We start from the raw sequence: 13,038 nt of genomic DNA on the forward strand, positions 1-13,038 counted from the left end.
CCGCCGGGAACCGTTTGACAAACCTTGTTGCTGAGACGGCAAATGGAGGTATGGCAATCGGGGGCATCGCAGATGACGACTTCTCAAGCGTCCTGACCGCCGTGGGGCCGCGTCTGCGCGCCCTGCGCCGGGAGCGGGGGACCACATTGGCCGGCCTGAGCGAGGCGACCGGGATCTCGCTCAGCACCCTCTCGCGCCTGGAGTCGGGTCAGCGCAAACCCACCCTGGAACTGCTGCTGCCGCTGGCGAAGGCGTACGGCGTCCCCCTGGACGAACTGGTCGACGCCCCCGCGACGGGCGACCCCCGGATCCATCCCCGCCCCTTCGTCCGCGAGGGCACGACGTACATCCCGCTGACGCGTCAGCTCGGAGGCCTCCAGGCGTACAAGCTGATTTTCCCGCCGGAGCCTTCGGACTCCTCGTGCGGCGAACTGGAGCAGCGGGTGCATGAGGGGTACGAGTGGCTCTATGTGCTGGCCGGACGGCTGAGGCTGCGGCTGGGCGAGCACGACCTCGTGCTCACCGCCGGAGAAGCCGCGGAGTTCGACACCCGCACCCCCCACGGCTTCACCTCCGCGGGGCCGGAACCCGTCGAAGTGCTCAGCCTGTTCGGCCGGCAGGGCGAGCGCATGCACGTACGCGCCCGCCCCCGGAGCCGCTGATCCGTCGAGTCCGCCGGCCGGCCGGGCCCGCTCCGACCCCGTCCGCTCCGACCCTGCCCCGTACCCGTAGTACCTCAGAGCTACGCGCGAGGTGAGTTCCCCGGCGTGACGACGTCCACGGGGCCCTGTCCATAGCGTCCGTACCGCAATCACGCCCACTTGTTCCGGTACGGAAGGACCCTCCTCCATGGCGTCTGGCCCGCGCGGCAGCCGTTTCCGCCGCACCTTGCTCGCCGTGCTCGTCACCGCGTCGGTGGCGGTGCCGGTGTCCGGCGCGGCCCGCCCCGCCGCCGTCCCGGCCCCCGCCCCGCCCGTCCTCGCCCCGCTGACGGCCGTCGCCCTGGGCCCGGCCCTGGACGCCCGGTACGCCGCGAACCGCGTCGCCATCCGGGCAGCCGCGCGCATGGCGTCCGGTCACGGCGACCAAAGACGGGCCGCCGCACTGCACGGCATGGCGGGCACCTCGCGCCACTTCCTCTCCTTCGACGGCCGCGACGGAGGCCGTATCGCCGAGGTCTTCGGCGATCTGGCGCGGGCCCGCCGGATCGCCGTCCTCGTACCGGGCTCGGACACCAACCTCGACCGGTACGGGCGCTTCCGGGCCGGTGCGCGGGCACTCCAGAAGGAGCTGGGCGCCGGGTCCGCCGTGATCGCCTGGCTCGGGTACGGGACTCCGGGCACGGTGAGCCCCGAGGCGGTGACCCCGGGCCGTGCCCATGAAGCGGCACCTCGACTCCGGTCCTTCATACGGGAGTTGCGTACGGCCAAGCCCGCCGCCAGGACCGCTCTGCTCTGCCACTCGTACGGCTCGGTGGTCTGCGCGCTCGCCGCCCCGGGCCTGCCGGTCTCCGACATCGTGCTGTACGGCAGCCCCGGTACCGGCGTCGACAGTGCCGCCGAACTGCGCACCCGGGCCACCGTGTGGGCGGGCCGCGGGGACGGCGACTGGATCGCCCATGTGCCGCACGCCCGGCTCCGACTGCCCTTCACCACACTCGGGTTCGGGCCCGATCCGGTGTCGCGGGAGTTCGGCGCCCGCCTCTTCGACGCGGGTCCGGCAGGCCACAGCGACTATCTCAAGTCCGGTTCACTCTCCCTGCGGAACCTCGCCCGGATCGTCGCCGGAGCCGGAAACACCGGCGTCTCCGTACAGGCACCGGAGGCGGCCCGCCATGCGTGATCTCGTACGGCGGATCGACTCCGCCACCCCGCCGGACCGCGACCGCGCCATCGACGCCCTGCGCGCCTTCGCCATCCTCGGCGTGGTGCTCGGGCACTGGCTGGTGACCGCCCTCGTCTCCGACAGCGGCACCGTACGCGGCGCGAGCCCGCTCCACTACATGCCCCAACTGGCGCCCATATCCTGGGTGTTCCAGACGCTCGCGGTCTTCTTCCTGGTCGGCGGGCAGGTCGGGGCGAAGAGTTACGCCGCGGCCCGCGCGCACGGCACCGGCTACCCGCGATGGCTCCGCGCCCGCCTCGCGCGGCTGTTCCGGCCGGTCGTCGCCGTGCTGTCGGTATGGGCGGTGGCGGCAGGCGTGATGCTGGCCTCCGGCGCCGGATACGACACCGTGCACGCCCTGTTCCGGCTGGTGCTCTCGCCGCTCTGGTTCCTGCTGGTCTTCGCCACGCTGACCGCGGCCACCCCGCTGGCTGCCCGGCTGCACCCGCTGTGGCCGCTGGCCGTGGTGCTGTACGTCGACCTCTTCCAGTTCGGACTCGGCGGCCCGGAGTGGCTCGGCTGGCTCAATGTGGCCGCGGGCTGGCTCGTGCCGTACTGCCTGGGCGCGGCCTGGGCCCGCGGCGGCCTGCCGGGGCGCGGGGCGGGCTGGGCGCTGCTGGCCGGCGGTACGGCGGCCACGGCCGTGCTGATCCTGTTCGCCGGCTACCCGGCGTCCATGGTGGGCGTGCCCGGCTCCGCGGTCTCCAACCTCAACCCGCCGACCCTGGCCGCCGTCACCTTCGGCCTCGCCCAGTGCGGGGCGGCCCTGCTGCTCACCGGCCCGCTGCGTCGGTGGCTGCGGCGGCCCGCGGCCTGGGCGGCGGTGGCGCTGCTGAATCTGTCCGCGATGACGGTCTTCCTCTGGCACCAGACCGCCATGATCGCCGTCACCGCCCTCGGTCTGCTCACGGGCGGCGCCCTGCCAGGACTGCACACCGTTCCCGACGGCGGCGGCTGGGTGCTGGCCCGGCTGGCCTGGCTGCCGGTGTTCGCGGCGGCGCTGCTGGTGTGCTGGGCGGCGTTCCGTACGTACGAGATCACTGCTCACAAAGGACGGCCGCGGCCGGGCGGCCCTGGCGGCCGGATCGTCCGCGAAGGGCGTCCCGACCGGGAAGAGGCGATGCGGCGTGCCTAATGTGAAGCCTGTGAGGAGTCGGGTGGGGAGTCCCGGGGCGGGGAATCCCGAAGAGCCGCCGCGGTGGCCCGGACGGCTGGCGGCGGCCGTACGGGCGGTGCCGCGCGCCCTGCGCGAGGACCTCTGGACCTCCGCCGCCGAGCCGCCCCGGCGCCTGGGCCGCTCGCGGCTGCTGGACTGGTGGCCGGCGTTCATGGTGCCGCTGGTGCTGTTCTCGGTGTTCCTGCTGGTCTCCAGCGTCGACCAGTACTCCCGTGACTACCGGATGAGCTCCCTGCTGGCCCTCCTGCTCGCCGCGGTCCAGTCGGCGGCGCTGGTCGCCGCGCCGTTCCGCCCGGTCGCCGCCTGGTGGGCGTCGACGGGTGCTCTCGTCGGGCTCGCCCTGTTCGCGGATCCCCTCACCGCCCGCGCCACCACCCTGTACCCGTGGACCGGCGCGGGGATCACCCTCGAAGCCTGGGTACTGTTCCTGGTGGCGCTGCGGTCCCGGCCCCGGGTCGCGGCCGAGGTGCTGGTGATCAGTGTGCTGGCGGGTCTGCTCCGTACCGGCCACCTCAACCGCACCGTCGTCCTGCTCTTCGTGATCGCGGTGGTGCTCGGAGCGGCCCTGCGCGGGCGCCAGGTGGCCCGTACCGAACTGGTCGCACAGGAGGAGATCACCGCCGAGGAGCGGGCCCGGCGCACCCTGCTGGAGGAGCGCCACCGCATCGCACGCGAGCTGCACGACGTGGTCGCCCACCACATGGCGGTCATATCCATCCAGGCGCAGGCCGCCCCGCATCTGGCCGAGAATCCGTCGCAGGAACTGCGGGAGAATCTCGCGGGCATCCGCGAGAACGCGGTCGGGGCGCTCACCGAACTGCGCCGGGTGCTGGGCGTACTGCGTTCCGAGGACGCCCTCGGCTCCGGGGACTCGCTCGCGGACGGGGTACGGCATGCCCCGCAGCCCACCCTCGACCGGCTGGACGAGCTGCTCGGCAATGTGCGCGGCGCGGGAGTCGGGGTCACCCGCCGCACCACCGGGGAGCCGCGCCCACTGCCGCCGGGCGTCGAGCTGTCGGCGTTCCGTATCGTGCAGGAGGCGCTCAGCAACGCGATGCGGCACGCGCCGGGGGCGGAGGTACGGGTGGAGACGGCGTACCACCGCTCGGGGGTCACGGTCCGGGTCACCAACACCGCGCCCGCCGGTACGGCCCCGCCCTCGCCCGGGACCGGCCACGGTCTGCTCGGGATGCGGGAGCGCGTCGCGATGCTGGGGGGCGAACTGGCGACCGGAGCGACCCCCGAGGGCGGCTGGGAAGTGACCGCGACACTGCCCACGACGCCCCTGGGCCCGGCGGAGCCGGACGGGTCCGCGGCAGGACCTTCCCCCGCCGGATCTTCCGAGGACACCGTATGACGACGCCAGTGCCGACCGTCCGCGTACTGATCGCCGACGACCAGATGATGGTCCGCCAGGGCCTGACCGTGCTGCTCAACGCCGAGCCCGGCATCGAGGTCGTCGGCCAGGCCGTCGACGGCCTCGACGCGGTCGCCCAGGCCGCGGATCTCGCCCCGGACGTCGTCCTGATGGACATCCGGATGCCCGGACTCGGCGGTATCGAGGCGACCCGCCGCCTCACCGCCCCTGCCGGATCCACCGTCAAGGTCCTCGTCCTGACCACCTTCGATCTCGACGAGTACGTGTACGAGGCGATCCGCGCGGGCGCCTCGGGCTTTCTGCTGAAGGACGCCTCGGCCGCCGAACTGGCGCGCGCGGTACGGGTGGTGGCCGAGGGCGACGCCCTGCTCGCCCCGAACATCACCAAGCGGCTGATCGCCGAGTTCGCCCGGATGACCGCGGCGCCCCGCGCCCCGCTCAAGGACCGCGTCGGCGACCTCACGGAACGCGAGACCGAGGTGCTGACCCTGATCGCACAGGGTCTGTCGAACGCGGAGATCGCCGCGCGTCTGGTGGTGGCGGAACAGACGGTGAAGACCCATGTGGGCCGGATACTGGGCAAGTTGAGCCTGCGCGACCGTACCCAGCTCGCGGTGTTCGCGTACGAATCGGGACTGGTGCGGCCGACCGGATACTGACCCCAGGAGAGCCCACCCGAAAGACCCTCCCGAGGAGTCCTTACGAAAACCCCCCGAAGAGCCCTTCCGAAGGGCCCTTCGACGGCCCGGACAGGATCCGCCCCGGGCCCGGACAGGACCCGGTCCGTAAGCCGGGCGGCCGGGCAGTCCCCGAGCCCGGCGGCCCCGGACACGCCTCAGTCGCCGGGTGCCGCCTGTGAGCGCGCGGCCCGTGCCCGCAGCAGTTCCCTCTCCCGCGCGTTGCGGGTCAGGGACGCCGCACGCTCGAACTCCGCACGCGCCTCCCCGTCCCGCCCCAGGCGCTCCAGCAGATCGCCCCGGACACTCGGCAGCAAGTGGTAGTCCTTCAGGGCCGGTTCGGCGGCCAGCGCGTCCACCAGCTTCAGCCCGGCCGCCGGTCCCTCCGCCATCGAGACCGCGACCGCCCGGTTCAGCTCCACCACCGGGGACGGGGTCAGCGCCATCAGCCTGCCGTACAGCGCGGCGATCGTCGCCCAGTCGGTGTCCTCGTAGCGGATCGTCCGCGCGTGGCACGCGGCGATCGCGGCCTGGACGGAGTACGGGCCGTGGCCCGCGCGGCGCAGGGCCTCGATACCGCGGGCGATGAGCATACGGTTCCACCGGGAGCGGTTCTGGTCGGCGAGCAGCACCGGTTCGCCGTCGGGCCCCGTACGCGCCGCGATACGGGACGCCTGGAACTCCAGCAGCGCCGCCAGACCGTGCACCTCGGGCTCTTCGGGCATCAGGCCCGCCAGCACCCGGGCCAGCCGCAGCGCGTCCTCGCACAGGGCCGGGCGTACGAGATCGTCACCGGCCGTCGCGGAGTAGCCCTCGTTGAAGATCAGGTAGATGACCTCAAGGACGGAGGAGACCCGGGCTGCGCGGTCGGCACCGTACGGCACCTCGAAGGGCACCCCGGCCTTGGCGAGCGTCCGCTTCGCGCGGACGATGCGCTGGGCGACCGTCGGCTCCGGGGCGAGGAAGGCGCGGGCGATCTCCTCCGTGGTCAGCCCGCCCAGCAGCCGCAGGGTGAGCGCGATCCTGGCCCTGGTCGACAGCACCGGATGGCAGGCGGTGAAGATCAGCCGCAGCAGATCGTCGTCGATGTCCTCGGCGCTCCCGGCACTCTCGGCGGGGTCCCCGGGCCCGGGCGGCGGTACGTCCTCCAGTGCCCGCCCGACCTCCGCCAGCTTCCGCGCGTAGGTCTCCTTACGGCGTACGAGATCGATCGCGCGGTGCTTGGCGGTGGCCATGAGCCAGGCGCCCGGTCTGTCCGGGACACCCGACTCCGGCCACTGTTCCAGCGCGGCGACGAGCGCGTCCTGCGCGAGTTCCTCGGCGATGCCCACGTCCCGCACGATGCGGGTGACGCCGGCGATGATCCGCGCGGACTCGATCCTGAAGACCGCTTCGACCGTTTCCGCCGTACTCGCTCCCGTCACAGCCACCCATCAGAACAGGTGGATGATGCCGGAGCAAGCGCGGCCGATCAGCCCTCCGCGATCTCGCGGACCTCGACGGAGACCTGCCAGCTCGCCGGGTGGACCTCAAGGAACCGCTTGGCCCACTCCAGCGCCTCGGCCTTGTCCGCGCACCGGGTGATGGAGTACCCGCCGACGACTTCCTTGCTCTCGGTGAACGGCCCGTCCGTGTAACCGACCTTCCCGCCGGACCAGGTCAGCCGGGTCCCCTCGGCGGTCGGCGCCAGCCCGGCCGTCTCCTGCATCACCCCGGCCCGGGTGATCTCCTCGAACAGTTCCCCCATCCGCTGATCGAACCCCGGGTCGGGCGCTTCGGCGGGAAGGTTCTGCTCGTCGATGTGGACCAGCGTGAGATAGCGGGGCATGGTTGCTCTCCTCGATCGTGTCGCTCGCGAGACGGGGCCTGTCCCCGCCTCTCACCCCTGCGTCGAACGGAGGCCGCCCGGATCGACATCACCCCGGGAAAAATTTTCCGGGATGTGGTCCGGCCCGTCGACCCGGGCGCTCCGTTCAGCGATGCTTCCCGTTCAGCTCTGCTCCCGCTCCACCGGAAGCCACAGCTCCGCGTCCGCCTCGGAGTGGTCCGGCGACATACGGACGCGCAGGATCTCGGGGCCGGGGCGGCTGCGGTACGGGTTCGAGGGGAACCACTCGGTGAACACGTCCCGCCACAGCTCCTGGATGGCCTGCGGGGCTGGCCCGGAGGTGGTGAAGACCCCCCAGGCGCCGGCCGCCACGGGGAGGACGACCGTACCCTCGGGGGCGTCCGCCGATGTGATCACCCCGTGGTAGTAGTCGAGTTCCGTGCCTTCGGCACGGCTGGGGTCCAGGTCGTCGCAGACCGCGACTATGCCCTGCGGCTCCTGGTCCGACAGCTTCTCCAGGCGCTCCAGGGTCTCGGGGCCGATCCCCCGGACGAAGTCGATGATGGCCTGGTTCGGCCCCGAGTGCACCAGTGGCACCCGGGCCTTGAGGCCGGCGACGGTGAAGGCCGGCCTGTCCACGACGCGATATCGCATACTGCTTTTCCCTTCGACGGTGAGACGGAAGGTCAACCTGGGCTGGGAGACGAGCGCGGTGCCGGTGCGCCGGGCCTCGCCGGGACCGACACCGTGCATGGCGCGGAACGCGCGGGCGAACGCCTCGCCCGAGCCGTAGCCGTAGCGCACCGCGATGTCCAGCAGCGTCCCGTTCCCCGCGAGCACCTCGGCGCCCGCGACGGTGAGCCGCCGGCGCCGGATGTACTCCGACAGCGGCACGCCCGCCAGCGCGGAGAACATCCGGCGCAGGTGGTACTCCGAGGTGGCCGCCGTGCGCGCCAGCGCGGCCACCTCGATGGACTGATCGAGATGGCGCTCGATCTCCTCCATGGCCTGGTTGAGCCGCTCCAGCACGTCAGGTCCCCTTCCTGTTCTGTGACCACCACGCTAGGTGGCGCACAACCCGCCGGACCCGACATTCTGTGCCAGGTCGAGTCGGGTGCGCGCGGCCTGCCGACAGGGCGTGTGCAGCCCTGGGCATTGCATAAAGCTGCGGAGAAACGTATAGTCATGCCATCGCTGAGGAGGGCTTTCGATGGCTGTACGCGTGGCAGTGGCAGGGGCGAGCGGGTACGCGGGCGGGGAGATGCTGCGGCTGCTGCTCGGGCATCCCGGGGTCGAGATCGGGGCCCTCACCGGGAATTCCAGCGCCGGGCAGCGGCTCGGAGAGCTTCAGCCGCATCTCGTACCACTGGCCGGGCGGGTGCTGGAGGCGACCAGCGGTGAGGTGCTCGCCGGGCACGATGTTGTCGTTCTCGCGCTGCCGCACGGCCAGTCCGCGGCCGTCGCCGCGCAACTCGGCGAGGATGTCCTGGTCATCGACCTGGGCGCCGACTTCCGGCTGAAGGACGCCGCCGACTGGGAGCGGTTCTACGGTTCCGCCCACGCCGGGACCTGGCCCTACGGGCTCCCCGAACTGCCGGGCGCCCGCGCCGCGCTGGAGGGGTCCAAGCGCGTCGCGGTGCCCGGCTGCTATCCCACGGCCGTCTCGCTCGCGCTGTTCCCCGCGTACACCGCGGGCCTGGCCGAGCCCGAGGCGGTGATCACCGCCGCCTCCGGCACCTCCGGCGCCGGCCGGACCGCCAAGCCGCATCTGCTGGGCTCCGAGGTCATGGGCTCCATGAGCCCGTACGGCGTCGGCGGCGGCCACCGGCACACCCCGGAGATGATCCAGAACCTCAGTGCCGCGGCCGGTGAGCGGGTCGCCGTCTCCTTCACGCCCACCCTCGCCCCGATGCCCCGCGGCATCCTCGCCACCTGCTCCGCCAAGGCCCGGCCCGGTGTGACGCACCAGGACATACGGGATGCCTATGAGAAGGCCTTCGCGGACGAGCCCTTCGTACACCTGCTCCCCGAAGGGCAGTGGCCCGCGACGGCGTCCGTCTACGGTTCCAACGCCGTACAGATCCAGGTCGCCCATGACGAGTCCGCGGGCCGCATCATCGCGATCAGCGCCGTCGACAACCTCACCAAGGGCACCGCGGGCGGCGCGCTGCAGAGCATGAACATCGCCCTCGGACTCCCCGAGGACACCGGACTTTCCACGATCGGAGTGGCACCTTGAGCGTCACCGCAGCGAAGGGATTCACGGCGGCGGGCATCGCGGCCGGAATCAAGGAGAACGGCAACCCGGACCTGGCCCTCGTGGTCAACAGGGGGCCGCGCCGAGCCGCCGCGGGCGTCTTCACCGCCAACCGTGTCAAGGCCGCACCCGTCCTCTGGTCCGAGCAGGTCCTCAAGGGCGGCCAGGTCGCCGCGGTCGTCCTCAACTCCGGTGGCGCCAACGCCTGTACGGGCCCGAAGGGCTTCCAGGACACCCACGCGACCGCCGAGAAGGTCGCCGAGGTCCTGAACAGCGGTATCGGCACGTCCGGCGGCGAAGAGCACGGCGCCGGCGAGATCGCCGTCGCCTCCACCGGTCTCATCGGGCTGCTCCTGCCGATGGACAAGCTCCTGCCCGGTATCGAGAAGGCCGCCGCCGAACTCTCCGAGCACGGCGGCGAGAAGGCCGCCATCGCCATCAAGACCACCGACACCGTCCACAAGACCGCCGTCGCGGGCGGTGACGGCTGGACCGTGGGCGGTATGGCCAAGGGCGCGGGCATGCTCGCTCCCGGCCTCGCCACCATGCTCGTCGTCCTCACCACCGACGCCGATGTCGAGGCGCCCGAGCTGGACTCGGCGCTGCGCGCGGCCACCCGTACCACCTTCGACCGGGTCGACTCCGACGGCTGCATGTCCACCAATGACACCGTGCTGCTGCTCGCCTCCGGCGCGTCCGGCGTGACACCCGGGTACGAGGAGTTCGCCGAGGCCGTCCGTACGGTCTGCGCCGATCTGGCCCGTCAGCTCATCGGGGACGCCGAGGGCGCCTCCAAGGACATCCGGATCGAAGTGATCAACGCCGCGAGCGAGGACGACGCCGTCGAGGCGGGCCGCTCCATCGCGCGTAACAACCTCCTCAAGTGCGCCATCCACGGGGAGGACCCCAACTGGGGCCGGGTCCTCTCCGCCATCGGCACCACGGGCGCCGTCTTCGAGCCCGACCGGCTCAATGTCGCCATCAACGACGTCTGGGTCTGCCGCGACGGCGCCGTCGGCGAGGACCGCGAGCTGGTCGACATGCGCTTCCGCGAGGTGCGGATCACCGCCGACCTGGCCGCGGGCTCGGACTCCGCGGTCATCTGGACCAATGACCTCACCGCCGAGTACGTCCACGAGAACAGCGCGTACAGCTCATGACCGCCCGCAAGCACACCGCGCTGCCCAAGGCGCAGATCCTCATCGAGGCGCTGCCCTGGCTGACCCGGCACAACGGCAGGACCGTCGTCATCAAGTTCGGCGGCAACGCCATGGTCGACGAGGACCTCAAGGCCGCCTTCGCCCAGGACGTCGTCTTTCTGCGGCAGGCCGGACTCAAGCCCGTCGTCGTGCACGGCGGCGGCCCGCAGATCAACGCACAGCTCGACCGGCACGGCCTGGTCAGCGAGTTCAAGGCGGGCCTGCGGGTCACCACCCCGGAGGCGATGGATGTCGTACGGATGGTGCTGGCCGGACAGGTCCAGCGTGAGCTGGTCGGGCTGCTCAACCAGCACGGGCCGCTCGCCGTCGGTATGACCGGCGAGGACGCCCGTACGATCTCCGCCACCCGGCACCGGCCGCTCATCGACGGCGAACTGGTCGACATCGGGCGTGTCGGCGAGATCACCTCGATCGACACGGGCGCCATAGAGGCACTGCTCGGCGACGGCCGGATCCCGGTGATCTCCTCCATCGCGCGCAGCGCCGACGACGGGCATGTCTACAACGTCAACGCCGACACCGCCGCCGCCGCGCTCGCCGCCGCGCTGGGCGCCGAGACGCTGATGGTCCTCACCGATGTCGAGGGGCTGTACGAGGACTGGCCGAACAGCGACGACGTGATCAGCCGGCTCACCGCCACCGAGCTGGAGAAGCTGCTGCCCGAGCTGTCCAGCGGCATGGTGCCCAAGATGGAGGGCTGCCTGCACGCCGTACGCAACGGAGTCAGGACGGCACGGGTGCTGGACGGGCGGGTCCCGCACGCGATCCTGCTGGAGATCTTCACCGACTCGGGCATCGGAACCATGGTCGTACCCGACGCGGCCGTCGGGTACGACGGACTCAACGCATCTGAAGGGGAAGCGAAATGACCGGCAACGAGGAGCTGGCACAGCGCTGGCGGGGCGTCATGGCCGACAACTACGGCACGCCCGGGCTGTCCCTCGTACGCGGTGAGGGCGCGCGTGTCATGGACGCCGACGGCACCGAATACACCGACTTCGTCGGCGGCCTCGCGGTCAACGCTCTCGGCCACGCGCACCCCGCGGTCGTCGAGGCGGTTTCCCGCCAGATCGCCTCCCTCGGCCATATCTCCAATCTCTTCATCGCCGAGCCGCCCGTCGCCCTCGCCGAGCGGCTGATCCAGCTCTTCGGGCGGCCGGGCAGGGTGTTCTTCTGCAACTCCGGCGCCGAGGCCAACGAAGCCGCCTTCAAGATCGGCCGTCTGACGGGCCGTCAGCACATGGTCGCCACCGCCGGCGGCTTCCACGGCCGCACCATGGGCGCTCTCTCCCTCACCGGCCAGCCCCCGAAGCGGCAGCCGTTCCTGCCGCTGCCCGGCGAGGTCACGCATGTGCCGTACGGGGACGCCGAGGCGCTGCGGGCCGCGGTCACCGAGGAGACGGCGCTCGTGATCATCGAACCGATCCAGGGCGAGGCCGGGGTGGTCGTCCCGCCCAAGGGCTATCTGGAGGCGGCCCGCGAGATCACCCGCGCCACCGGCACCCTGCTCGTCCTGGACGAGGTGCAGACGGGCATCGGCCGGACGGGACACTGGTTCGAGTACCAGGCCCACCAGGGTGTCGAGCCCGATGTGGTCACCCTTGCCAAGGGGCTCGGCGGCGGTCTGCCGCTCGGCGCGGCGGTCGCCTTCGGACCGGCCGCCGATCTGCTCAAGCCGGGCCAGCACGGTACGACCTTCGGCGGCAACCCGGTCGCCTGCGCCGCGGGCCTCGCCGTACTGGACACCCTCGCCGCGGACGGTCTGCTCGACCAGGTGAAGCGGCTGGGCGAGAAGCTGCGCGACGGTATCGAGGCGCTCGGCCACCCACTGGTCTCCCATGTCCGCGGCTCCGGACTGCTCCTGGGTATCGTGCTCACCGAACCGCTCGCGCCCCAGGCGCAACAGGCGGCTCAGGGTGCCGGACTCCTGGTGAACGTGCCCGCCCCCGACGTCGTACGGCTGATGCCCCCGCTGATCATCGGCGACGCCGAGGCCGACACGCTGCTCCGGGCGCTCCCCGGCATCCTCGACAGCGTGTACGGGGAAGGACGATCCGGGGAATGAGACGACGATGACCGAGGACCAGGGGACCGAGCACGGCGGGCAGGCCGTGCCGCAGACCAGAACCGCCCGCCACCGCAGGATCGTCGACATCCTGAACCGGCAACCGGTGCGCTCCCAGAGCCAGTTGGCGAAACTGCTCGGGGACGACGGACTGAGCGTCACCCAGGCGACGCTCTCCCGGGACCTGGACGAACTGGGCGCGGTGAAGATCCGCAACACCGGCGGTGAACTGATCTACGCGGTCCCCAGCGAGGGTGGCTTCCGCACCCCGCACGCCCCGCTCGGCGAGTCGGCGAAGGAGGAACGGATGCGCCGCCTCGCCGGTGAACTCCTCATCTCCGCCGAGGCCTCGGCCAATCTCGTCGTCCTGCGCACCCCGCCGGGCGCGGCCCAGTTCCTGGCCTCGGCCATCGACCAGGCGGAGCTGAGCGACATCCTCGGCACCATCGCGGGCGACGACACCCTGATGCTGATCAGCCGGGACCCGGCGGGCGGCCAGGCCCTCGCGGACCATCTGCTGAAACTGGCCCAGAAGAACCACTGAACGCGGCT

General features: G+C 71.9%; 13 protein-coding genes. 10 read left to right on the forward strand and 3 right to left on the reverse strand.

Annotated elements, in window-relative coordinates:
* Positions 1-65: 65 nt before the first annotated feature.
* From KQY30_RS29650 to KQY30_RS29670, 5 genes are all read left to right on the forward strand, one after another.
* A complete protein-coding gene (locus KQY30_RS29650; RefSeq protein WP_217311396.1) occupies positions 66-662 on the forward strand; it encodes a helix-turn-helix domain-containing protein in 597 nt (198 codons plus the stop codon).
* Between the two features lie 187 nt (positions 663-849).
* Positions 850-1,842, forward strand: coding sequence for an alpha/beta hydrolase (locus KQY30_RS29655; protein WP_217309561.1), 993 nt, complete (start codon positions 850-852; stop codon positions 1,840-1,842).
* Positions 1,835-3,019 (forward strand): acyltransferase, encoded by a 1,185-nt coding sequence (locus tag KQY30_RS29660; protein ID WP_217309562.1) that lies wholly within the window; start codon positions 1,835-1,837, stop codon positions 3,017-3,019. Before KQY30_RS29655 ends, KQY30_RS29660 begins: the two co-directional genes overlap by 8 nt.
* 22 nt (positions 3,020-3,041) lie before the next feature.
* A complete protein-coding gene (locus KQY30_RS29665) occupies positions 3,042-4,418 on the forward strand; it encodes a sensor histidine kinase (protein WP_217309564.1) in 1,377 nt (458 codons plus the stop codon).
* Positions 4,415-5,098: a response regulator transcription factor gene (locus KQY30_RS29670; protein ID WP_254407370.1), complete on the forward strand. Its 684-nt coding sequence runs from the start codon at positions 4,415-4,417 to the stop codon at positions 5,096-5,098. Before KQY30_RS29665 ends, KQY30_RS29670 begins: the two co-directional genes overlap by 4 nt.
* Before the next feature lie 176 nt (positions 5,099-5,274).
* On the opposite strand, the gene KQY30_RS29675 is transcribed toward KQY30_RS29670, so the two are convergent.
* From KQY30_RS29675 to KQY30_RS29685, 3 genes are all read right to left on the reverse strand, one after another.
* Positions 5,275-6,546, reverse strand: coding sequence for an RNA polymerase sigma factor (locus KQY30_RS29675; RefSeq protein ID WP_217309566.1), 1,272 nt, complete (start codon positions 6,544-6,546; stop codon positions 5,275-5,277).
* A gap of 41 nt (positions 6,547-6,587) precedes the next feature.
* Positions 6,588-6,944, reverse strand: coding sequence for a YciI family protein (locus KQY30_RS29680; protein WP_217309567.1), 357 nt, complete (start codon positions 6,942-6,944; stop codon positions 6,588-6,590).
* A 162-nt stretch (positions 6,945-7,106) separates the two neighbouring features.
* Entirely contained in the window at positions 7,107-7,973 is an 867-nt protein-coding gene (locus KQY30_RS29685; protein ID WP_217309569.1) for an AraC family transcriptional regulator, read from the reverse strand.
* 181 nt (positions 7,974-8,154) lie between these two features.
* Between KQY30_RS29685 and argC the strand changes: the two genes are divergently transcribed.
* Genes argC through KQY30_RS29710 form a run of 5 tightly spaced genes read left to right on the forward strand, consistent with a single transcriptional unit; the run spans position 8,155 to position 13,030 of the window.
* Complete coding sequence (argC, locus tag KQY30_RS29690) at positions 8,155-9,183, forward strand: N-acetyl-gamma-glutamyl-phosphate reductase (protein WP_217309571.1); 1,029 nt, start codon at positions 8,155-8,157, stop codon at positions 9,181-9,183.
* On the forward strand, positions 9,180-10,361 hold the full coding sequence (gene argJ / locus KQY30_RS29695) for a bifunctional glutamate N-acetyltransferase/amino-acid acetyltransferase ArgJ (protein ID WP_217309573.1): 1,182 nt from the start codon (positions 9,180-9,182) through the stop codon (positions 10,359-10,361). Before argC ends, argJ begins: the two co-directional genes overlap by 4 nt.
* A complete protein-coding gene (gene argB / locus KQY30_RS29700; RefSeq protein WP_217309575.1) occupies positions 10,358-11,290 on the forward strand; it encodes an acetylglutamate kinase in 933 nt (310 codons plus the stop codon). The genes argJ and argB overlap by 4 nt, the downstream gene beginning before the upstream one ends.
* Positions 11,287-12,486, forward strand: coding sequence for an acetylornithine transaminase (locus KQY30_RS29705; RefSeq protein WP_217309576.1), 1,200 nt, complete (start codon positions 11,287-11,289; stop codon positions 12,484-12,486). Before argB ends, KQY30_RS29705 begins: the two co-directional genes overlap by 4 nt.
* Positions 12,487-12,493: 7 nt before the next feature.
* The gene (locus KQY30_RS29710) at positions 12,494-13,030 is read left to right on the forward strand and encodes an arginine repressor (protein ID WP_217309578.1); all 537 of its coding nucleotides are present in this window, start codon (positions 12,494-12,496) and stop codon (positions 13,028-13,030) included.
* Positions 13,031-13,038 lie beyond the last annotated feature (8 nt).

The sequence above is a fragment of the Streptomyces sp. GMY02 genome, from assembly GCF_019056675.1.
GTDB lineage: Bacteria > Actinomycetota > Actinomycetes > Streptomycetales > Streptomycetaceae > Streptomyces > Streptomyces odonnellii.

Coding starts and splice junctions, on each gene's coding strand:
- KQY30_RS29710 (WP_217309578.1), top strand. CDS start 12,494: ATGACCGAGGACCAGGGGACCGAGCACGGCGGGCAGGCCGTGCCGCAG.
- KQY30_RS29660 (WP_217309562.1), top strand. CDS start 1,835: ATGCGTGATCTCGTACGGCGGATCGACTCCGCCACCCCGCCGGACCGC.
- KQY30_RS29655 (WP_217309561.1), top strand. CDS start 850: ATGGCGTCTGGCCCGCGCGGCAGCCGTTTCCGCCGCACCTTGCTCGCC.
- KQY30_RS29705 (WP_217309576.1), top strand. CDS start 11,287: ATGACCGGCAACGAGGAGCTGGCACAGCGCTGGCGGGGCGTCATGGCC.
- KQY30_RS29680 (WP_217309567.1), bottom strand. CDS start 6,944: ATGCCCCGCTATCTCACGCTGGTCCACATCGACGAGCAGAACCTTCCC.
- argB (WP_217309575.1), top strand. CDS start 10,358: ATGACCGCCCGCAAGCACACCGCGCTGCCCAAGGCGCAGATCCTCATC.
- argC (WP_217309571.1), top strand. CDS start 8,155: ATGGCTGTACGCGTGGCAGTGGCAGGGGCGAGCGGGTACGCGGGCGGG.
- KQY30_RS29670 (WP_254407370.1), top strand. CDS start 4,415: ATGACGACGCCAGTGCCGACCGTCCGCGTACTGATCGCCGACGACCAG.